This window comes from Brevundimonas sp. (assembly GCF_013912065.1).
Classification (GTDB): domain Bacteria; phylum Pseudomonadota; class Alphaproteobacteria; order Caulobacterales; family Caulobacteraceae; genus Brevundimonas.
The window spans coordinates 151767-172880 of the sequence record NZ_JACESA010000004.1 but is presented as its reverse complement, the minus strand read 5'-3'; the positions used below and the strand labels follow the sequence as shown (position 1 = coordinate 172880).

21 protein-coding genes are annotated in these 21114 nt (G+C 66.4%); 8 read left to right on the top strand and 13 right to left on the bottom strand.

The annotated features are described in order from the left end of the window. Window positions 1-6: 6 nt before the first annotated feature. Both H2037_RS05240 and H2037_RS05235 read right to left on the bottom strand, forming a co-directional pair. Window positions 7-1044: an efflux RND transporter periplasmic adaptor subunit gene (locus H2037_RS05240; protein ID WP_292118646.1), complete on the bottom strand. Its 1038-nt coding sequence runs from the start codon at window positions 1042-1044 to the stop codon at window positions 7-9. 22 nt (window positions 1045-1066) lie between these two features. Then, window positions 1067-1423, bottom strand: coding sequence for a rhodanese-like domain-containing protein (locus H2037_RS05235; RefSeq protein ID WP_292118643.1), 357 nt, complete (start codon window positions 1421-1423; stop codon window positions 1067-1069). 125 nt (window positions 1424-1548) lie between these two features. Between H2037_RS05235 and H2037_RS05230 the strand changes: the two genes are divergently transcribed. From H2037_RS05230 to H2037_RS05215, 4 genes are all read left to right on the top strand, one after another. Beyond that, complete coding sequence (locus H2037_RS05230) at window positions 1549-2838, top strand: FAD-dependent oxidoreductase (RefSeq protein WP_292118640.1); 1290 nt, start codon at window positions 1549-1551, stop codon at window positions 2836-2838. Window positions 2839-2912: 74 nt separating this feature from the next. Next, window positions 2913-3116 carry a DUF2892 domain-containing protein gene (locus H2037_RS05225; protein ID WP_292118637.1) on the top strand — a complete coding sequence of 68 codons (204 nt, stop codon included), beginning with the start codon at window positions 2913-2915 and terminating at the stop codon, window positions 3114-3116. Continuing rightward, entirely contained in the window at window positions 3113-4396 is a 1284-nt protein-coding gene (locus tag H2037_RS05220; RefSeq protein WP_292118631.1) for a TolC family protein, read from the top strand. Before H2037_RS05225 ends, H2037_RS05220 begins: the two co-directional genes overlap by 4 nt. A 29-nt stretch (window positions 4397-4425) precedes the next feature. Continuing rightward, window positions 4426-5679: a DUF3422 domain-containing protein gene (locus H2037_RS05215; protein ID WP_292118628.1), complete on the top strand. Its 1254-nt coding sequence runs from the start codon at window positions 4426-4428 to the stop codon at window positions 5677-5679. Between the two features lie 219 nt (window positions 5680-5898). Here the strand turns inward: H2037_RS05215 and H2037_RS05210 are convergent, their stop codons facing one another. Next, a complete protein-coding gene (locus H2037_RS05210; protein ID WP_292118625.1) occupies window positions 5899-6549 on the bottom strand; it encodes a peroxiredoxin in 651 nt (216 codons plus the stop codon). A 531-nt stretch (window positions 6550-7080) separates the two neighbouring features. Here H2037_RS05210 and H2037_RS05205 point away from each other — a divergent pair. Beyond that, window positions 7081-8571 (top strand): integrase arm-type DNA-binding domain-containing protein, encoded by a 1491-nt coding sequence (locus H2037_RS05205; RefSeq protein ID WP_292118623.1) that lies wholly within the window; start codon window positions 7081-7083, stop codon window positions 8569-8571. Window positions 8572-8582: 11 nt separating this feature from the next. Here H2037_RS05205 and H2037_RS05200 read toward each other — a convergent pair whose 3' ends face one another. After that, complete coding sequence (locus H2037_RS05200; RefSeq protein ID WP_292118620.1) at window positions 8583-8987, bottom strand: nuclear transport factor 2 family protein; 405 nt, start codon at window positions 8985-8987, stop codon at window positions 8583-8585. An 8-nt stretch (window positions 8988-8995) separates the two neighbouring features. Beyond that, entirely contained in the window at window positions 8996-9745 is a 750-nt protein-coding gene (locus tag H2037_RS05195) for an SDR family oxidoreductase (RefSeq protein WP_292118617.1), read from the bottom strand. Between the two features lie 90 nt (window positions 9746-9835). Here H2037_RS05195 and H2037_RS05190 point away from each other — a divergent pair, with 90 nt between their 5' ends. Continuing rightward, entirely contained in the window at window positions 9836-10216 is a 381-nt protein-coding gene (locus H2037_RS05190) for a helix-turn-helix domain-containing protein (protein ID WP_292118616.1), read from the top strand. Here H2037_RS05190 and H2037_RS05185 read toward each other — a convergent pair. The 7 genes from H2037_RS05185 to H2037_RS05155 form a co-directional block, all read right to left on the bottom strand. Further along, window positions 10174-11178 (bottom strand): hypothetical protein, encoded by a 1005-nt coding sequence (locus H2037_RS05185; protein ID WP_292118614.1) that lies wholly within the window; start codon window positions 11176-11178, stop codon window positions 10174-10176. The two genes, H2037_RS05190 and H2037_RS05185, sit on opposite strands and share 43 nt — an antisense overlap. A gap of 114 nt (window positions 11179-11292) precedes the next feature. Beyond that, a complete protein-coding gene (locus H2037_RS05180) occupies window positions 11293-12711 on the bottom strand; it encodes a serine protease (RefSeq protein ID WP_292118612.1) in 1419 nt (472 codons plus the stop codon). Window positions 12712-12790: 79 nt separating this feature from the next. Continuing rightward, window positions 12791-13393 (bottom strand): hypothetical protein, encoded by a 603-nt coding sequence (locus H2037_RS05175; RefSeq protein ID WP_292118609.1) that lies wholly within the window; start codon window positions 13391-13393, stop codon window positions 12791-12793. A gap of 278 nt (window positions 13394-13671) precedes the next feature. Next, complete coding sequence (locus H2037_RS05170) at window positions 13672-13950, bottom strand: hypothetical protein (protein ID WP_292118608.1); 279 nt, start codon at window positions 13948-13950, stop codon at window positions 13672-13674. Between the two features lie 198 nt (window positions 13951-14148). Then, window positions 14149-15060 (bottom strand): nucleotidyl transferase AbiEii/AbiGii toxin family protein, encoded by a 912-nt coding sequence (locus H2037_RS05165; RefSeq protein WP_292118606.1) that lies wholly within the window; start codon window positions 15058-15060, stop codon window positions 14149-14151. Continuing rightward, complete coding sequence (locus H2037_RS05160) at window positions 15047-15871, bottom strand: type IV toxin-antitoxin system AbiEi family antitoxin (protein WP_292118604.1); 825 nt, start codon at window positions 15869-15871, stop codon at window positions 15047-15049. Before H2037_RS05160 ends, H2037_RS05165 begins: the two co-directional genes overlap by 14 nt. Window positions 15872-16018: 147 nt before the next feature. Continuing rightward, window positions 16019-17278, bottom strand: coding sequence for a DUF6035 family protein (locus H2037_RS05155; protein WP_292118601.1), 1260 nt, complete (start codon window positions 17276-17278; stop codon window positions 16019-16021). 184 nt (window positions 17279-17462) lie between these two features. Here H2037_RS05155 and H2037_RS05150 point away from each other — a divergent pair, with 184 nt between their 5' ends. Next, window positions 17463-18362, top strand: a complete 900-nt coding sequence (locus H2037_RS05150) for an endonuclease/exonuclease/phosphatase family protein (RefSeq protein ID WP_292118599.1) — start codon at window positions 17463-17465, stop codon at window positions 18360-18362. Window positions 18363-18372: 10 nt separating this feature from the next. On the opposite strand, the gene H2037_RS05145 is transcribed toward H2037_RS05150, so the two are convergent. After that, on the bottom strand, window positions 18373-19692 hold the full coding sequence (locus H2037_RS05145; protein WP_292118597.1) for a hypothetical protein: 1320 nt from the start codon (window positions 19690-19692) through the stop codon (window positions 18373-18375). A gap of 158 nt (window positions 19693-19850) precedes the next feature. Here H2037_RS05145 and H2037_RS05140 point away from each other — a divergent pair, with 158 nt between their 5' ends. Further along, window positions 19851-20957 carry an IS110 family transposase gene (locus H2037_RS05140; RefSeq protein WP_292118595.1) on the top strand — a complete coding sequence of 369 codons (1107 nt, stop codon included), beginning with the start codon at window positions 19851-19853 and terminating at the stop codon, window positions 20955-20957. Window positions 20958-21114: the final 157 nt, after the last annotated feature.

Sequence of the window (21114 nt, the reverse complement as noted above, 5' to 3'; positions counted from 1 at the left end):
AGCTTCCTATCGATGGGTCGCGGCGGGCGCGGCAGGCGGGGCGACGCGGTCGCCGACCCGCAGTCCGCTGAGTATCTCGATCGAGTCGGGGTCTGGGCCGGGCGCGGTCTGGACCGGCGTCTCCTGGCCGTTGGCGAGGCGGACGTAATCGACGCCGAACCGGGTCGCGACGAGGCGGCGCGGCAGCACTATGGCTTCGCGCTCTCCGACGGGTAGGCGAACGCCGATCCGCCGCCCGATCAGAGAGGCGTCGAGGCCCGAGGCGTCGATGTCGGCCACGATCTGGCCAGCCTCGATCGCGGGATAGACCTGAATGACCGGCGCCTCGACCACCGCCTGGTCCGGTCCGTCGGGGGTCATCTGAACCCGGGTTCCGACGCGAAGCGCGCCGGCCTGGCCCTCCGGCAACTGGACGCGGACGACGACCGGGCCCGAGGTGACGACCGCGACCGCCTGGCCCGGCATCACCACCGACCCCACCGGCACGTCCGCGCGCAGGACGCGTCCGGCGCTGGGGGAAAGTATGGCGCCCTGGGCGCCCATTTCGGCGCTGGCGGCGCGCTGGGCGCGCGCGGCGTCCAGATTGCCGCGCGCGGCGCGAGCGGCGGCCTCGACCTGGTCGAGCCTGGCCTGGGCGTAGACGCCCTTTTCGAACAGGCCGCGCGTGCGGTTCAGATCCGCCTGGGCGCGTTCGGCCTCGGCCTCGGCGGCGCGCGCCAGGGCCGCATAGCTGGCCGTTTCGAAACCCGTACGGGCGTCGCGCACGACGCCGAGAACCTGGCGGGCCCGCACCCTGTCGCCTTCGCGGACGTTCAACTGAATCAAGGTGCCGCCCGTGCGGGCGACGGCCTGGCCCATGTCGCGGGTGGTGATCTCGCCGGCGACGGGCTTCATGTCCGGGATCATCCGATGAACGACCGTGACCGAATTCGCCGCGGGGGCGGGCGAGGCCTCCTTCTCCGGCTCCGGTCCCTTGCCGCAGGCGGCGAGCGGGGAGGCGGCGAGCAGGGCCGCGGCGACGAGGCGGACGGTGGTGCGGTTCATGTCGACGTTCCCGGGGCGGGGTTCAGAGCGGCCGGCCGGTGGCCGGGTCGGTTTGAAGGGTCGGCAGGCCGGCCAGCTTCCAGGCGTTGATGCCGCCCGCGAGATGTCGATCCGCCGGAAGGCCGGACAGGCGGCAGGCGAGCACGGCCTTCATGGAGCGCATGCCCGAGCCGCACTGAAAGATGACCTTTCCAGGATCGACCACGGCTAGAAGGCTGGAGGGGTCGAAGCTGGACAGAGGCAGGTTGAGCGCGCCGGCGATGCGTTCGACGGCGAACTCGGCCGGTTCGCGCACATCGACGATCAGCACCGCGCCGGCCTCCTGGGCCGCGAGAGCGTCTGGCGCGGGAATGTTCAGGATATCTGCGGCTTCGGTCACTGGGCGCTCCTGCTGTTGCGGGTTATTATTTATACAGTTGCATATATTATATATAATAGGTATGGGTCAAGTCACATTGGTCGCGGCGCGGCGGCGCTCCGACCTAGAAAAACGGGAGGACCAACATGAACCACGCCGCCAAGCCCCGCATCGTCATCCTCGGCGCCGGCCTCGGCGGGTCCATTGCCGCGTTCGAAATCAAGGGCGCTGTGAAGGACCGCGCCCAGGTCATGGTGGTGAACAAGGGCTCCACCTTCCATTTCGTCCCGTCCAACCCCTGGGTCGCCGTCGGCTGGCGCGACCGGGAGGCGATCGAGGTCGATCTGGCGCCGGTCATGAAAAAGCGGGGCATCGGCTTCGTGGCCTGTGGCGCCGCTCGCGTGCGACCCGCCGACAACCAGATCGACCTCGGCAACGGAGACGCGCTCTCGTACGACTATCTGGTGATCGCGACCGGACCTGACTTGGCCTTTGATGAAATCGAAGGCCTCGGTCCGCATGGGGGATTCACCCAGTCGGTCTGTCACGTCGATCACGCCGAGTCGGCCAGCGACGCCTTTGACGCCTTGGCCGCCAATCCGGGACCGGTGATCATCGGCGCCGTTCAGGGGGCGTCCTGCTTCGGTCCAGCCTATGAGTTCGCGCTGATCCTCGACACGGAGCTGAAACGGCGCAAGGTCCGCGACAGGGTTCCCATGACCTTCGTTACCTCGGAGCCCTACATCGGTCATCTCGGGCTGGACGGCGTCGGCGACACCAAGGGCCTGCTGGAGAGCGAGCTGCGACAGCGCTCAATCAAATGGGTGACGAACGCCCGGGTGACCTCTGTCGAGTCCGGCCTCATGCACGTTGAGGAGATGGCCGAGGGCGGCGGCGTCAAGGCCACGCACGATCTGCCTTTCGCCTTCTCGATGATGTTGCCGGCGTTCCGCGGCGTGGAGGCCGTTCGCGGTGTCGACGGCCTGGTCAATCCACGCGGCTTCATCCTCGCCGACAAGCACCAGCGCAACCCGACCTTCACCAATGTCTATTCCCTGGGGGTCTGCGTCGCCATTCCGCCCCTCGGCCCGACCCCCGTCCCGGTGGGCGTGCCGAAGACCGGTTTCATGATCGAGAGCATGGTCACCGCGATCGCGCACAATCTCGCGGAAGAAATCGCCGGCAGGCCGCCGACGAACGAGGCGACCTGGAACGCCATATGTCTGGCCGATTTCGGCGACGGCGGTGTCGCCTTCTTCGCACAGCCCCAGATTCCGCCGCGTAACATCAACTGGGCGGCCAGCGGCAAATGGGTGCACCTCGCCAAGGTCGGCTTCGAGAAATACTTCATCTCCAAGATCAAGCGAGGCGAGAGCGTGCCCTTCTACGAGAGGATGGCGCTCGATCTGATTGGCGCCCACAAGCTCAAGGAATGAAGTCGCGGCGCGGAGGCCGGACCTCCGCAGTGGTGTCCGTCGACGGTACGGCGGTCTCTCAAGAGGAGGTTCCCATGAATATCGATCGCGCCGTCCTTGCTTTCGCGGGTCTCGTGGTCTTGATCGGCGTCGGGCTTAGCCTGACCGTTCATCCCTGGTGGATAGGGCTGACGGTCTTCGCGGGGCTGAACATGATGCAGGCGGCCTTCACCGGCTTCTGCCCGGCGGCCATGGCGTTCAAGGCGCTGGGCCTGAAGTCGGGCAGCGTGTTCCGGTGAAGGCTCTGGCGGTCCTTGCAGGCCTGATCGCGATCGGTGCGCCCGCGTCTGCGGCCGCTGATGATCTTGGCCAGGCGGTCGCCTCCGCGCGTGCCGGCAATCCCCGTCTCGCGGCGGTATCGGCCGACGGCGACGCCGCCCGGGCGCGCCTGTCCAAGGCACGGGCGGCCCGTGGCCCGACCGTATCGCTGAACGCCATGGCGGCCCAGGGGCGCAACGATCTCGACGGCTTCTTCGGGTTCGACGCGGCGGATGTCACGCCCTCGACGGCCGCGATCGAGGCCGTGCAGCCCCTGTTCGCGAGCGGCGCCCTCGACGCCGGCGTGGCCGGGGCGGTCGCGGACCGGCGTCGGGCGGAACAGATTCTGCGCGCGGCCGAGGCGGAACTGACGGTCGCCGTGGCCCAGGCCTACGCCAATGTCCGCCTGGCCGAGCAGGGGCTGGAGACGGCGCGCAGACAGGCGGGCCTGATGGCGGAGATCGCCCGGCAGGCGGCGGAGCGGTTCGAGGCCGGCGAGATCGCGCGTTCGGACTATGCCGAGGCGACGGCGCGGCGGGTCCAGGCGACCGCCGGCCTCGCCCTGGCCCAATCGAGCCTGGAGGGCGCCCGGGCCGAATATCGACGTCTGGTGGGGCGCGCCCCCTCCGCCCTCGCGCCTCTGCCCGACTTGCCGGAGCTTAACGGAGATCTCGACGCCTATCTGGCCGCCGCTGCCGCATCCAGCCCGGACATCGCCGCCGCCGAGGCTGCGGCCGACGCCGCAAGGGCGAGTGTTCGCCGCGCGCGCGCCGGCTTTGGTCCACAGGTCGCGCTGACGGCCAGGGCCGCGAGGGTCCGGGACGAGTTCTTTCCCGGCTACAGCAGCGACGAATGGCGGGTCGGCCTGCAGGGGCGATGGGTCCTGTTCGACAGCGGTTCGACCGCCGCCAGCGTCTCCGAACAGGTCGCGACCGCGCGCGGCGCTGAAGCCATGGCGCGGGCGACACGCGATGCGGTAGAGGCGCGGGCGCTGTCCGCCTATCATACGGACCGGTCGGCGAGGCTGCGTCAGGTCGCGGCGATTGCGGCGCTCGAAGCCAGCGCCATCGCGGCCCGAAGCGTATCCGACGAGGTCGACGCGGATCAGCGGCCCCTGGTCGATCGTCTCGACGCGGAGACGAGACTGGCCGATGCGGAGCGCGCCCGCGCCGAGGCGGATCGCGACGCTCTCGTGGCGCTGTGCAGTCGCCAGGCGGTTCTCGGCGACGCCACCTGCGCCGGACTGGCTCCCGAGGACTAACGGAAACATGCTTGCGGCGAGGCGTGACGATGCCCAGGACGGTCAATCTCAACACCCACCCGATGCGCGAGCAGATCGTCGACGAGATGCATCTGCGCCGCATGCCGCCGCTTCCCAGTCCTTGCCGCATGCTGCAGGTGGTCCTTCTCGTCAGGCCGGAGGACCGGGAGCGGGAGCAGGAACGCGTGGGGACGCTGGCGGGGCGGGAAGGTCATGTATTTCCCCGACATGGCAGGGGTCGCCGCAAATCTTGCGAGTGGCTTTGGGAAAGACACAGCGAGGCGTCGACCTACACGCTTATCTGCCACGGGAAGGGGGCGGTCTTCTCTCCGGAGGGGTTCGAAGAGGAACTTCTCGCATGGCTGGAACAGGCCCCCGGCCAGGTCGTGCGGGCCGTGCAGGTGGTTGTCGACGAGGACGAAAAGGTGCTCGTCCCGGCGGTTTCCCGCCTTGAGGCGGAAGACACCATCAGCGTTCGCAATGGGGCGCTCGGCCTCTGGTCCGACTTCAGGATTCACGAAGACGGCTGGGGGCGACTGGTGATCGCCAGCGGCGGAACTCATCCCGCAGATCTTGGACGATGGGTTCAGAGGGTCCAGGAACTGGGCAATTATCGAAACCTGGCGTTGCTGACGCTTCCCTTGGTTCGGAGCGCCGGTGAGAGGCTGGACGCCCTCGAGGCGCGTCTGGTCGATGTATCGAGGCGGCTGGCCCGGATCGACGGCGATGGGACGACCCTGGAGGAGCTAAGCAGGATTTCAGCCGCCACCGTAGCTCTAGACGAGGAAACGGGCTTCCGGCGCGGCGCGATGCAGGCCTATGCGAGGATCGTCGCCGACCGGCTTGGCGAGCTGTCGTCGGAACCCGTGGAGGGATATCAGGGGTTGGAGGATTTCATCGCGCGCCGCTTCACGCCCGCGGTGCGAACCTGCGAGGCTTTCTCTGGACGGCTGGAACGGCTGGCCGTGAGCGTCGAAAGGTCGACAGCCCTGCTGCGAACCCGCATCGACATGAGGCTGCAGTCCCAGAACCATGTCTTGCTGACGTCTATGCGGGAAACCGGCGCCCGTCAGCTCAGGCTGCAACACATGGTCGAAGGCCTGTCGGTGGTGGCGGTGAGCTACTACGTCTTCGGCCTGGTGAATATTATCATCAAGCCTGGGGTGAAATACGTCGGCGCGCAGCAGGAAATGGTCGCCGCTGTCCTGCTGGTCCCGATCGTGCTCGTCGTGTGGGGCTATCTGCGCTGGAGGGTGCGCCGCGTGTCGTCCTCTAGCGCTTGAGGAAGCGTGCGAAAAAGCCGCCGCCGGTTTTTGCGTGACCCTGACAGCGCCCTTCCGGCGGAATCCCTTTCAGTACCTGCTCGACATGCTGACCGCACCCGGCCCAGCCCATTTTCCCGCACGTCCTGCAGCGTACAGCTCTGCACATGATGTCTCTCTCGGTCGTCAGTTCGGTGATAACTCGAGCCGGACCGCTCGGCGGTCCGGCTCGGCTTCGTATCAAGCGGCTTTCGGTGCGTCGGGAAGTTCGCGCGTGGAAAAGTACCAGTCGGTATATTCGTAGCCTTCTGAGGCGCGGGCCTCAGCTGCGGCGGCGGTCTTCGGCGGGGGGACGATGGCCCGTTCACCCGGACGCCAGTTCTCCGGGGTCGCCACGCCGTTGGCGTCGGACGCCTGAAGCGCGGTCAGCAGCCGGACGAACTCGTCGATGCTGCGCCCGTTGCTCATTGGGTAGTAGACCATGGCGCGCAGCATGCCTTCTGGATCGATCAGGAATGTCGCGCGTACCGCCGAGGTGTCGGCGGCGCCGGGATGGATCATCCCATAGGCCTCGGCCACCTCCATCTTGAGGTCCTCGATGATCGGGAAGGGGATCTCAACGCCGAACTTCTCCTTGATGTTCCGCGTCCAGGCCAGGTGCGAGAAGATGCTGTCGATCGACAGGCCCAGCAGTTCGCAGTTCATAGCGGCGAACGCATCGGCGTGTTTCGCGAAGCCAATGAACTCCGTCGTGCAGACAGGGGTGAAGTCGGAGGGGTGGGAGAACAGGATCAGCCACTTGCCGCGATAGTCGGCCAAGCTGCGGTCGCCGTGCGTGGTCCGAGCGAGGAAGTCGGGGGCGGGTTCGTTGAGGCGGGGAAGTCCGGTCATGTGAATGTTTCCTTCAGACGCCTCACTCAACAATTACATACATATTTACGCAAACTAATAATTCTTATGAGCTGGAAAGGGTCGGCCTATAGGCAGAAGGCGGATCAATGGCGCTGTTGGGATGAGTGTCGGTCTTGCCCGGCATGGCCCAGGCGACGTTGGACCAGGCCGCTGACGTTGCGACGTCGTGGAATTCGGCTGTTCATCGGCCTCTGCAGGACCTGTCCAGCCGGCTTCCGGTCGCCCCGAGGGACTCGTGTAAATTGTCGGTGAATTCAAAAAAGACGATGGTGGGTGATCACAGGTTCGAACTGTGGACCCGCTGATTAAGAGAACCTGATGTGTGGTCCTCCGCACCCCGCAGAATCAGCGAAGGGGTGCGATGCAGTGTATTGATATAATTGATTATTTTCGCGCGCGATCGTGGGCTATCGTAGATTTACGGGTTGAAACGCTGCTGACCGGCGGCGTGAATCTCACCGTTTTTCTCACCGTTTTTCTGCACCGTTTTTCGCCCGAAAAAGTCAGCAAATGTCGAACCTGCGTCTAAGCCTCACCGACAAGAACCTGATCGGACTGCCGCTCGCTCACGACCGGCCCTACATCGCCCGCGACACCGACCTGGGCGGTTTCTTCGTGGTCATCGGCAAGACGTCCAAGACCTTCACCATCCAGGCCGACCTGCATCGCGACGACGGCACGCGCACCAGCATCCGGATGGCCGTCGGGGAGGTCGGCGAGATCAACTCCCGCGACGCCCGCATCAAGGCCAAGGCGCTCATTGGCCAGATCGGCAAGGGAGAAGATCCGCGTCCGCCACGGGTGAAGAGGGTGAAGCCGGGATCTGTCGACGCCAGCGGCGTCGTCATCACCTCGCCCGACGGCGTGCCGACCCTGGGTGAGGCATGGCAGCGCTTCAAGATCTCCCACCTTGAGCGCAAGAAGCGGGCGAGCGGCACCTTGCGCAGCTACACCGACCACATGGAGCGGCTGTTCGCCGACTGGCTCGATCGCCCCCTGTCAGAGTTCGGCGACAAGCCGATCCTGATCGCCGACCGGCACGACATGATCACCAAGGCGAACGGACCCGCCATCGCCAACGGAGCGATGCGCAGCTTCCGGGCCGTCTATCGGCATGCCCGAAAGACCTGTCGAAAGCTGCCGGCCGAAAACCCTGTCAGCGCGGTGGACTGGAACCCGGAACATCGCAAGGACACAGCCATGGGCGTCGCCGATCTTCCGGCCTGGTTCGAACAACTGGCGCTGATCCAGAATCCGATCCGTCGGGAGTTCCACCTGTTCCTCCTCCTGTCCGGTTCGCGCCCGGAGGTGATGAAGAAGGTCCGGATCGAGGATCTGGATTTGAAGGAGCGGGTCCTGCACCTGAAGAAGCCGAAGGGCGGGGAGGCCAAGGCGTTCGACATTCCGCTCTCGCGCGCGATGATGGAGTGCATCTTCCGCCTGCGCCGGATCGGGCCGATCATCTATCCGAAGAGCGGCCGGACATTCCTGTTCCCGAGCGACGCGCCCTGCGGCCATCTGGTGGAGCACAAGGAGAACCGGGCGGTCCTCAGCCACTGGGGCAACGACCTTCGCCAGACCTATCGGACCATCGGTCAGGCCGCGGAGGTGTCCGAGGTGGATATGCACCTGCTCATGAACCACTCTCTTCCGGGCGTGAACGCCGGCTACATCACCCGCTCCAAGCTGATGCGCGACCACCTGCGCAAGCAGCAGGAAAAGCTGTCGCAGTTCATCCTGGGATCTTCGGTCGGTCGCGGGCGAAAGCCGAGCGCCGAGCTCAGCCGCTGGCTCAACAGCACCAGCCGGATGCTGGTCGACGACCTCATGGGAGATCACCCCGATACGGCCCGCCTGAAGTCTGGATCTCGCGCGGCGCTCCGAAAGCTCGAGGTGCAGGCCGCGCGGGTGGCGGTGCACGCCCTGCCGTCTGTGCTGATCGACGCGCCCAGCCGCAGGCCCGCTGCAAGTCGGGCAGGGTCTGAGCGCGTCGGTCCTTAGCGACGCTCAGCCTACCGGGCGGCCTCCGCCACCGCATGGCTGTCTTCAAGCATCTGGAAGCGGCTCACCAACTGGTCGGTGAATCCGAAGATCAGCACGAACGGAGAGACGATCACCTTGCCGGTCCGTCTAACCCTTGTGCGGAGCGACCCGACGACGACCGCGCGGCCCTCATTGGCCAGGATGTCCTCGACATCGAACGCCAGGGGTTCGGTCAGGTCGCGCAGATCGCGGATGAAGGCGATCATCGCCTCACGACCGGCTCCCCGACCGACCCAGGGGAAGGCCCCGGACTGCCCCGGTATCTCCAGCGAAAGGTCCGGCGCGAACACGGTCGCAAGCGCCTCCGGCGGATGTCCGCCGCCCAGCCCCTCAAGAAAGGTCTGAACCGTGGACAGGTTGTGTTGAACGCTCATGACGTCTCTCAGATCTGGGCCGCGCCGCCATCGGCGAACAGCTCGCTGCCGTTGACGAAGCTGCTTTCGTCGGAGGCGAGGAACAGGGCGGCGGCGGCGATCTCCTCAGGCCGGCCGGTGCGTCCCAGCGGCGTACCCGCCTCGAACGACTTCATGAGGGCGCTGTGCGCCGCGTCAGTTTCGCTCAGTCCGCGCAGACCAGGCGTATCCGTGCTGCCCGGGACGAGCACATTCACCCGGATCCGACGATCGGCGAGATCGAGCACCCAGTTGCGAGCGAAACTGCGAATGGCGGCCTTGCTGGCGGCATAGACGCTGAACGCCGGCGAACCCGTAACGGCAGAGGTCGATCCCGTCAGGATCACCGAGGCTCCGTCGCGAAGCAGGGGCAGAGCCTTCTGGACCGTGAACAGCGTGCCCTTCACGTTCGTGGAGAAGGTGCGGTCGAAGGCGTCTTCCGTGACATCCTGCAGGGATTGAAACTCGCCGCCGCCGGCATTGGCGAAGAGGACGTCGATCCGTCCCGCTTCCTCGGCGACGATCTTGTAGAGCCGGTCGAGATCCGAAGGGTTCGAGACGTCGCCCTGGATCCCGCGGGCGGTTCCGCCGACCTCGGCCACCGCATCGTCCAGGTCGCTCTGCCGGCGGCCGGTCATGAATACGCGGGCGCCTTCACGCGCGAACAGTTTGGCGGACGCCCGACCGATGCCGCTGTTCGCGCCCGTCACGACCGCGACCTTGCCTTCTAGCCTGCCCATGCTCTTGCTCCTTTGCTGTGGGAGCACGCCATATGGCCACCAATTACCTTCAAGGTAGAACTGACCTAAAGGTAAGTGTAAGATTGTACGATGAACCCGGTTCCAGAATGCGGTCTCGACGTCTCCCTCTCGGTCATGGGCGGAAAGTGGAAGCCTCTGATCCTCTATCACCTCCGCTCGGGGCCCCGGCGTTTCGGCGACCTGAAGCGGCTGGTCGCCGGCATCAGCGAGAAGGTGCTGATCCAGCAGCTACGGGACCTGGTGGCGACCGGGGTGTTGGTCCGGCGGGATTACCAACAGGTGCCCCCCAAGGTGGACTATCTCCTGACGCCCTTCGGCATGTCCCTGGTGGAAGCCCTGCTCCCGCTCTGCGACTGGGGCTCGCTCCATCGCGCGCGGATCGAGGCGCTCGAGGCCCCTCTGGAAGGTCACGCGTCGAAGAAGCTGCAAGGCATGTCCGGCCCCAGATAAGCCAGGGGGTGGCCCGGCCCGAGAACATACTCCGGCCAGTCGGCGGCGAGGGCGTTCGCGCTCTCGGTCGCGATGGGATGACCCCGTCTCACATTGTTCCTCGCCGCCAGGAGCCAGCGGTCCACGATCCCGATCACAACCTCCGCACCGAGCACCGCCGGTAACGTCAGGCGTAGGGTATCGCCTGTTCCGAGGACGATGTGGACGAGGCGGTCATGGTCCGCCCGGGTGCTCTCCAGCAGGCTCCGGTACTCGAAGACCCGACGGTCTCCTCCCATGAAGACCACGTCGTACAACCGCCCGGTCGCGCCATCGATGGATGCGGCGTCCTCCGCCCAGGGACGACGCAACGCGCTGATCAGAACATTCACCGGCTCCGACTTGTCCACGAGACCGATGCGCGCCCAACGGCCCGGTTCGATTTCGCCCCAGGGAAGCGGATCGTAGCCGATGAACCGGCGCGTGACCGGGTCGCGTTCCGGCGGCAGCACCGGCAGGCTGTCGTTGTAACTCGTGCAGAACCTCCAGAAGCCCTGATCGAGATCCCGGAGGAACTGCAAAAGGCGCGGGTGGTCGTCCGCATGGCCTGTCCGGAAGTGAGCGATCCTGTGGCGGATCTGCTCGACCTCCTTCAGCTTGGCGTCCCAGAGGATCTTCGGCGGCAGATACGGGGCGAAGCAGTCCCAGTGTTCATCGATCAGACCGGTCATCTGTCCCAGAGACGCGTAGCTCAGGGCGTTCATCTCCGGCGTCGGCATGTGCTTCAGGAACTTGTCCGCCTCGTAGGAGCGCGTGCTCGACTTCAAGGACGCCCGCCAACCGTCGCCGAGCTTGGCCCGCAACTCGACATAGACGATCGACCGGAGCCAGGTCTCGAACTGCCAGAGGCGCGCGTAGATGCGCAGCGCGCGCTCGGGGACCTCGCGGGCTTCTTCCAGAAGAGTCGGTGAGGGGTCTGGCATCGGTCGCCTCGGTTCAGGGCTGGAGTGCGCGAGAGAGCCGCAGGGCAGGGTTCGCAGGAGGCGTCGCCGGTCGTTCAAGCTCGCTTTCGGCCCACGCGAAGGGCTCGGCCAGGGTCATGGGATGACCGCGCTCGAGGTCACCGATATTTCGCCGAAGGTTCCGTCCGTCCGGTCGAAACGGGTCGTGGCCCGGAAATAGGCGCGCTGCACGCGCTCCATCCGGGTTTCGCCACCCTCTGTCTCGATGTTAATGAAATGGGCCTCGAGCGCCTCGGCATGAGCCTCGGCGAAGGCGGACGGCATTTCCAGAATCCAGACGTAGGACTGGAGGCGAAGGAAGAACGCGATCTCCAGCGATCCATCCGAGCCCTCCCTTGCGGTGATCAGTTCCAGATCTTCCGCCCCCTCCATGTCCTCGATCTCGAACCCCGAGAGGCCAGGGAAGAGATCGGCCGGAACCTGCGCAGCGCCGAGGAAGGCGTAGACGTGATCAAGCGGGAGACCCTCCAGCCAGTCGATCACGGCCTCGGTGGCGAGGGATTCAAGTTCGCCACCGTGCTCGTCCATGAACGCCATGCGCTCGTCGGCCGTGAGTTGGCGGCGACCGTCATCCGGAAAGGCGTCCGGAGCCGAAACCGTGAGAAGGCGCGCCTCGTCCTGGCTGAAGTGGACCGTGATTTCGCCCCAGGGATTGCGCTCGACATCGCCCTTGATCCGGACGACCTGCCAACTCTGCGCGCCAAGGAGGGTGATTGTCGGCTGAAGCGACAGGCGGGGCGTCGGTCCCTTTACCCGAAGTCCCAGGGCGTCCCAGATCAGGGTCATGTAGGACGGCCCACCCTCCAGCGACGACGAAACGATGCCGACCAGATTGCCGTCGACGTCCACAACGGCGCCGCCGCTCATTCCGCCGATCGTTTCCATGTCGACCTCGAAACAGGCGGCCGACATGCGGTCGCCGCGGCCGGTCGGGAAGGCCTGGGTGACGAGGCCCGATGAGATCATTGGACTGACACGGGCCGCGCTTCCGCTGATGTCCTGATGGCGAAAGCCGATGGCCCAGAGCCGATCTCCGATCAGCGGCAGACCAACCTTCAAGGGCGCGAGCCCCAGCGGGCGTTCCTCCAGGGGGGCGGAGTTCAGGGTGCAACTCACCAGTGACAGGTCAGACGTCACCGTGCGATGCGGATCGAACGCGCTCGGCCTGGACCCGGCGCTGATATCCAGCGGCAACCAGGCGCGAGCGCCTTCGGGCAGGAAGGTCATGAACACCGGGCTGGCTCCGGCGGCTCGAAACTCATCGAGAACATGGGTCGCGGTTATGACGAGGCCGGGCCCGACCATCACGCCGCTTCCCAGCACGACCGGCCCCTCCGCGGTGAACCGGACCACGGCGACGAAAGCGTCCCCCGCCTGGTGAAGGGAGGCGGGGGAGCCGATCCCGTCGTCGTCCGTAAAGATCGGCGTCGACCAGGACAGCTTGAGGTCGGCGAGACGCGGGCTCGCCTCGGTGATGCGGACAGTGTGAGACATCAGGCGGCGACGTCCGCCGATTGTGATCGCCGGCCGCCCAGCCCTGTCTGAAGATTTCCGGGGATGATCGACGTCATGGTCAGCCCCCGACGCGAGCGCGCCAGCCCTGGAACTCTCTCACGCGTTCGGGGGTCACAGGCGTCTTTCGATTCCGAAGCGACCGGAACGTCCGGTCCATGGCGTTGACGACCTCGGCCTCCGCCGCGGTCAGGGCGTTGTCACGAACGAGAAGGGGGGTGATCTCCTCGTAGGTGTAGCGCGGAATGGAGTTGTACTTGCGGCGGATGCGGCCGTCGGCGATGCCGCCAATCCTGTCCTCCACAATGTCTTTCACCTCGAACCAGATCTCGCTCACGGCCTCCCAGTTGCGGACTTCGTCGATCTCTTCGGGCTCGGCTGCGACCGGTTCCGGCGGGCGCTCCTCGCTCAGCTTCTGGAGGTCGGCGATCCGACGATTGGCGATCTCGAGTTCCTCCTGGATCGTGTCGAGTTCACCCAGCTTCTCGCGCAGGCCGCCGATCTCCCGATTGAGCGATTGCAGCCGCTCCGAAGCCTCGGTGATGTGGCCGAGGTAGGTTGGCAGGTCCTTCGCCGTTTTCAGGGCCTCGAACGCCGCGCTCATCTGGCTGATGCTCAGCTTCCAGATCACCGGATAGAGGAGGATGATCGCCAGCAGGACCATGACCACGTTCGAAAGCGGCCCGGCCCAATGCTCCGAGAAGGTTTGGAAGGTCATGGCGGACTCCGGACGCCGGGCGGGCAGAGGAAGGGTTGCAACTCTCGCGATTATCGAGATTCGCGCGTGTATTGCCACGCTTGTCGCGGACGTCGGCCTGCGAGCCCCTGGCGGTCAGGTGCGGCGACCTTTCGGCGCTGGGGGCGTCCGCTCGCGCGCCGAAGCCGGACGCGGGACGATCTTGCCGCTGAACCAAGGCGCCGCCGAGGAACGCGCGCGACGCCCTATTGGATCGAGGTGAAGGGGCCGCCCTGCGGGGTCATGACGAGGGTTTGGATCATGGCGTCAATCTCCGCGTGGAGCTCGCTGACATCCAGACCCTCGAACCGCGTTTGCGCGGCCTCGCGCCAGGCGATCCCCAGCAGGTCACGGGCCGCCTCAGGATCGAGATCGTCCAGATAGATCAGGCCGCGTTCCGCCAGGAGCCTTCGCGCGACCTCTCCGGCCCGCTCGGCCAGATCCTCGTAGAGGGCCGTCTCCTCTGCGGTGATCTCGTCGGCCACGGCGATCCTTTCGGGACGGCGAATGGGGGACGGGTCTGGAACTTCTGCGTGGAAGCCCGGGGTTTCAGGACCGGTCGCCGCCGACGTCTGGGACGTCCCCCGGCTCAAGGTCGGTCCCTATCGATCCGGAACCCGTCCCCGCCAGATTACAGGGTGGAACGGAGGTGGCAACGCCGCCCTCGACTTCAAACGCCCCTCTCACGCCCAGACGGCGCGGAGGCGGTTGGTCAACGCCTCGCGCCGAGCGGCGTCCAGACGATCGAGGTTCAACTGCTTCCAGCGCACCGCCGGCAGGTCGGCCACGCCGGCCAGTCCGATCGCCTCCCAGTCGGGCTCGCCGCGCTTGAACCCGATCAGGAAGGCGCGGTGCGCCTCCGGCATGGCGTCGACGATGTCCAGGACCAGGCTGTCGCGGGCCGCGAGGAGGTCTTCCAGCGCCACGGGCGCATCCGTCATCCCGTCGAACGCCTCGGTGAATTCGCGCTCGATGTCCTTGGGATTGGGTCGCAGAAGCTCGGCCAGGGGGCGCCCGTGGCTGATGAGATAGACGAGAAAGGCCTGACGCAGGGCGTCGTCGATCCCTTCGGTCGCCAACAGGTCGCGGATGTCGAACAGGTCGCGCGGGTGTTGCCGGTCCAGAGCCGCCATGATCTTGCCCGCGTAGAGATCGGCTTGCGAGACCATCTGGACCTCGGCGTACCCATACCGGTCTTCCACCAGGGGAGAGACGGGGCGCAGGACGGGAGCGAAGACCGCGCCGCGGAGCACGGGCGTGACCTCGATCTTGATCTGGGCGTCGTCGGCGGCGACGACCAGTTTCTGAACCGTCCCCTCCTTGCTGACGGTTTCCGCGACGTGGCTGTCCGGAATCCGGTCACGGATCACCGCCGCCAGTCGTTTCAGCGCGGCGTCGATCGCCGCCAGTGAGGTCGCGCGGTCTTCGACCGGCAGATAGGTCAGGTCGATATCGACCGAGAGCCGGGGCATGTTCCGGACAAACAGATTGATGGCGGTCCCACCCTTCAGCGCGAACGCCTGTTCGGTTTCGAGCAGGGGGATGACCCGCACCAGCAGGCGAACCTGCCGGTCGTAGATCTCACCGTACGGCATCGAGCGTCTCCGGCACGGTGATATGATAGGTCGGGTCCAGGCGTCCGCCGCGCACCAGCATCCGGTTGCCGCTGCCCAACCCTATGGGCGCGCGGTCCAGCCGCTTCAGCCAGGCGTGCCCGTGGCGGTCGGCGAAGAAGAAGAACAGGCGTTTCACCTTCACGCTCTTGCAGTCCTCAAGCAGCAACTGCAGCCGTCGCGGGCTGAGATTGGTCAGCCCCTCGAAGACCTTGTCGACGGCTTCGAACCCCTCGTGGTCGGGCAACTCGTCCAGCAGTTCAAGGACGGCGCGCTCCGGGGTCGAGAGGCGCAACGGGTGTTCCCAGTGCCCGAGTCTCTGGTCGGTGACGCCCGCCGACCCCCAGGCCCAGGGGCTGTCCGGCGCGGTCGGTTCAACGCCGCGCAGCGAGAAGTATTTCCAGTGCTCGAACAGCCTGGCAGGGGTTTGCTGGCGGAACTCGACATCGAGCGGGAGATCGTTGAGCCAGGTCGGCAGCTTGATCGGGCCGGACAGGTGGACCGTCCGGGTCTCGCGCCGGAGGTAGTGGCCGAGGCCCTGCATCTCCAGGGCGGTTCGGCCGCACAGCACGACCTGATAATCGAGCAGGGTCTGCAACGACAGGACCACCACCTCCCAGGTGAGGGGGCCGCGCGGGCGACGGTAGGTCCGGCGCGCCGGCTGTTCGAGGCGGCCCTGGGCGACGTATTTGGCGCGCAGGGAGTTGTAGTAGCCGTGCTCATTCATCCACGCGGAATCGACCACCAGACCCTCCGGCAGCATCCGTTCCAGCTTGTTTAGCTTTCCTAGCATCTGAGCACTTATGGTGCACAAACTGGGGGTTTGTCAAATAATCAGTTTGATAATGTCCGGATAAGAGAACCCTGCGTGATCAAAATGCCGAATTGCTGAACTGCGAGGTGATGCCTGACGGAGGGGCTGGGCCGCCGCGCCTTGGTGCTATGCGGAGGGCCGGAGCAGAATCTCGGGAAAGAGCCGGTGCACGATCCGGCCCTCCACCGAGCCCTGGGTGATCTGGGGCGAGGTCAGGGAGGCGCGCAGCTTGCGCGCCACGCTCTGCTTCTCGAGGGCGACGCCCTGGTTGGTCGCTCCCGCCACCCGGCGGATGAGGCCGGCGAACTTGTGACGTTCGGCGCTGTTGCTGAAGAAGGTGTTGAGCATCTCGACCAGATTGCTCTGCTTGCTCGCAACGGGTCTGCCCAGCTCGAGGGAGAGGATCATGCTGATCAGCACCGGGATCTGCAGGTCATCCAGGTCGCGCGGCGCCATGTCCGGCAAGGCCAGGTGCTCGATCAGCTCAGCCAGCAGATCCTGTCGCGCCTGCCAGGGCAGGCGCCCGTCCTCCACGGCTTCACACCAGCGCCGCAGGAAGTCGACGCGCCACGGCGAGACCCCATAGGGCAGGCCGGATGCGGGCCATGTCAGGTCCGCCAGCGGAAGGATTGTCGAGCGCCACTCACGGCCTTCCTCCCAATGACATCGCACCAGGAACCGGCCCTCTTCGCGCGCCCGCGCCAGGACCTCCTCGTCGAGTGAGAAGAGGTTCTTGTTGTGGGAATAGAAGATGTCGAGGAAGGCCGTCAGCATCAAACGACGCGGCACGGCCTGGAATTTCCACGTCAGCCAGATCAGATGATAGCCCTCGCGGCCGTAGAAATGCTCGCGACTGTCGATGATCGGCAGCTGGGTGCTCGACAGCTGGATTTCGAACGCCAGTTTGCGGGAGCCGTTGACCGCCCTGACGTCCGGCCGGCGGCTCCCGGTCTCTCCCTTCAGATATTCGTCGATATGGATGGACCCGGTCTCGGTGGCCGGATCGAGCGCCAGGACCGCCCCGACCTGATGCTTGAGCCAGCTGTGCAGCGGGCTCTCCTGGGCGCCCTGGAACTGGGCGGCGCTGCGCTGGTCAACCGTCGCCGGATCGCCGGTCCACCAGGGGCAGGTCGTCGGCGCCCCCTTGTGATGACGCCAGTAGGGAAGAAGGGTACGCGCCTCTTTCGGCGCATAGACGGCGTGGCCGCACATCTCGCAGACATAGGCGGCGCCGCCTTCGCGGCGGGCCGCAGCGGCATTGCGTCGAATTCGCTGATAGCGATCCGGATCGATCGCCAGCAGATCGTCGCTGGACAGGGTCGCGCCGGTGGACAGGTCGGTGGCCCGTTCCAGCGTCCGTTGTGGCTTCCTGACCGTGGCGACCATGACGACTCCCGTGTTGCCAGTATGTTCACGGCGTCGCTCTGTGCAAGAGGGCGGATGATGGATCGCGGGAATCGATCCGATGCGATAGGCGGGACCGCCGGATCGCGACCGACCTCGCGCCCGGCCGCGGTCCGCGCCGACCCGCCGTCGGCCGGGCCGCACCCTTCACGGCGAGAACCCCACGATGAAATCCCTGATCGCGCTCACCCTCTCGGCCGCCCTCCTGTCGGGCTGCGTCGGCATGACATCGACCCGCGATGCCGGCAGCCTCAGGATCGCCAGCTGGAACATGGAGCATCTGGCGGAGCGGGACGGGGAGGGCTGCAGCCCGCGCACCGAGGCCGACTACGCCCGCCTGCGCGATCATGCCGCCGCACTGGGCGCCGATGTGATCGCCTTCCAGGAAGTGGAGAGCAAGGCTGCCGCCGAACGGGTCTTAGATCCCGCCATCTATGATGTGGTGATGTCCGGCCGGCCGCCCAGCACGCGGAGCGGCGAATGCCGGGGACGGCCGGGCCTGTTCATCCAGAACCAGGCTGTCGGTTTCGCCATCCGCAAGGGCGTGCCCTGGACCCGCAACCCCGACCTGAGCGCCCTGGCCCTTGGCAATCCCGACCTGCGCTGGGGCGTGGACGTGACCGTGTCGCGCGGTCGGCCGGTGCGCTTGCTGGCGGTGCATCTGAAGTCCGGCTGCAACTCCGGCCGCGAGCCGACCGACCCGGACTGCCCGGTGCTGTTCGACCAGCTTCCGGTGCTGGAGGGGTGGAGCGAAGCGCGGGCCCGGAACGGCGAGGCGTTCGTCGTCCTGGGCGACTGGAACCGCCGGCTCGCCAGCCAGGGCGATGCCTTCCTGGCCGATCTGAACGACGGCGATCCCGAGGGCTCGGTGCTGACCCTGACCTCGGGCGACCGGCCGGCGGGCTGCAAGGCCCGCTACCGCGAATACATCGACTTCATCGCAACGGGGGCCTCCGCCACCGCACGCCTCGAGCCGGGGTCGTTCGAGGAGTACCGCTACGGCGGCATCCCCGAAGCCGAGCATCCGTCGGACCACTGCCCGATCTCGGTGCGTATCGAGGGCTAGGTCCGAGGCCTCAGTCCAGCTCGGGAAACTCGTCCTCGATCTGGCGGTTCAGCACCACCCGATCATCACGGAAATAGCCCAACTCGTCGCGAACCCGCTGGCCGTGGGCGATCATCTCGGGCGACCAGGCCTGGGTGTCGGCGAAGGCGAGATCCTCCGATCCGCCCCGCGCATTCGCCTGTCCGAGCCCGATCGCGATGATCTTGCGCAAGCCCGGATTGGCGGCCTTGGCCGCCATGATCCGCAGCTGCAGGGACTGGGCCCGGCGATACCGGTAGTCGCGTTCGGTCTCGTCCCGATCATACGGCTGGATCAAGGTCAGATAGGTCAGGTCCGGCGATGAGGACGGGATCAGGGTGGCCCCGCCCTGTCCCTCGATCCGCTCCACGATAATCATGGACAGCAGCCGTCGATTGAACCGGTCCTCGGCCGCCATGAGACGCAGGATCGGCTCGAGATCGGGCATCGGAATCTCGTTTCCGAGCTCCAGATCCCGGGCGACGAAGCCTCGATACACGCGCTCGATCAGCCGATCCCAGAAGACGCTGATCCGGTCGCGGCGCTGCCGTTCGAGGTACTGGGGGTGCTCTTGCAGGCCGGTCCAGAGCCCGGCCGCGACCGTCAGGGGCGCTCCATCCGCCGGGAAACGCCGATTGTTCAGAAGATAGCCCGCGAGCAGGTCGCTTTCGGACGGGGCGCTGGCGAGACCACCGCGTTCGACAAGCGCTTCCTTGGCCGTCAGATAGGCGATCAGGTCAGGCGCGGTTGACAGCTCGGACAACACATTGTCCAGCGTGATCTGGTCGAACACATGCACCCAGCCGCGGCACTCTTCGACCCGACCGGTCGCGAAGCGCTCCGCGTCTCCCACGACGGCGGGGGCGAGCCTCAGGCCGGCGAGCCCTTCCGCTCGCGCCGCATCCGCGGCCGCCGGCGCCACGCAGATTCGATGAACCACCCGCCGCTCAAGCGGCGGCAGCGGGACGGGCAAAGGCGTTTCCAGCCTGGGATCGAGAAAGACCTTGTCCGGGAACCGCTCGATCCACCGTTCCGCCCGGTTGATCTGATGCGCGGACTCGGCGATGGCGCGGCGGTAGTAGCGCGTCCAGTTCAGTCGGGCGTCGTCGGTCGCCGGATAGGCCGCGCCCTTGTCGGAGAAGATCAGCACATGGTCGCCGAACACCACCAGGATGTCGGCGAGTTCGCTGTTCTGCTTCATCCACAGATTGGGCCAGGTCCAGAGCCGTAGGAATGATCGGTCCGCAAGAGCGGCCAGGGCCCGCTCCGACCCGTTGATGCCGCCGCCCCGCTGGAAACGCGGGCCGATCACGGGCGCTCTCGAACTGGCGGCGGGCGGTGCATGGCGATGAAGAACACGCCGCGGACAGGAGACGTCAAGCACCGCCGCAGCGCTAAGTCCGTATGTCCTTTCCCTCGTCCGGCGTGATGCCGGATGCTGCAGCCTTCAGCAGCGTCGAGGAGGAAGGAATGGACAGGCTCTTTGTGGGGCTCGATGTTCACAAGCTGAGCATCAGCGTCACCACTGCAGAGGACGGTCGCGACGGCGCCGTCAGGTTCTGCGGCGAGGTCGCCAACACGCCGGAACAGGTTCGCAAGCTGGCGGATCGGCTGTCGCGGTCTGATAGTCGGCTGGAGTTCTGTTACGAGGCCGGCGGCTGTGGCTACGGGATCTACCGCCAGCTGACGGAGATGGGCCATGGCTGCCTGGTCGCGGCGCCGACGCTGATCGCTCGCAAGCCAGGCGACCGCATCAAGACCGACAGGCGGGATTCCCAGATGCTCGCGCTCCAGCATCGCGCGGGCGGTCTGACGGCGGTCTGGGTTCCGGACGAGGTGCACGAGGCCATGCGCGATCTGGTGCGGGCCCGGGGCGACGCGATGATGGCGCTGATGCGGGCGCGCCAGCAGCTTCTGGCGTTCCTGCTGCGTCATGGTCGTACCTACCCGGTCGGCAAGCCGTGGACCTTGAGGCACCGCCGCTGGCTGGCGGGTCAGGCGTTCGAGCAGGATGCGCACCGCGTCGTCTTTCAGGATTATGTGGAGGCCGTCTGGGCGTCCCAGGACCGCCGCGATCAGCTCGAAGCGCGGATCTCCGCCATGCTGGCAGGCTGGTCGCTGGCGCCGTTGGTCGAGGCGTTGCGAGCTTTGCGTGGCCTCGACACGATCTCGGCCGTCAGCTTCGTGGCGGCCGTCGGCGATCTCGGCCGGTTCGAGAATCCGCGCAGGCTGATGGCCTATCTCGGCCTGGTCCCATCGGAGCATTCCAGCGGCGAGCGTATCCGGCGCGGCGGCATCACCAAGACCGGCAACCGCGAAGCGCGGCGCATGCTCGTGGAAGCGGCCTGGAGCTATCGCTACCCGCCGCGGGTCTCGACCGGCAAAACCGACCTCGTCTCTCGCCAGCCGAAGGTGGTGCGGGACGTGGCGTGGAAGGCCCAGGTGCGCCTGTGCGATCGATATCGCCGGCTCAGCGCCGGCGGCAAGCGGCCGACTGTCGTCATCGCCGCCATCGCTCGGGAGCTGTCGGGCTTCATCTGGGCGATCGGTCAAGAGGTGCGGCCAGCGGCGCCTTGAGCGCCGAGCCCTGGCCCGTCAGGCCGGGGGCGGAGCGGAAGGTCAGGGACATCCTCGAGAGCCCAGTGGGCAGGTCATGTGCCGACGCCCGATCTAAGTCAGAGGCCAGCCCGCGACGAAAAGCGTTCATGCGGTAACCAACACGCGAATGGAAGAC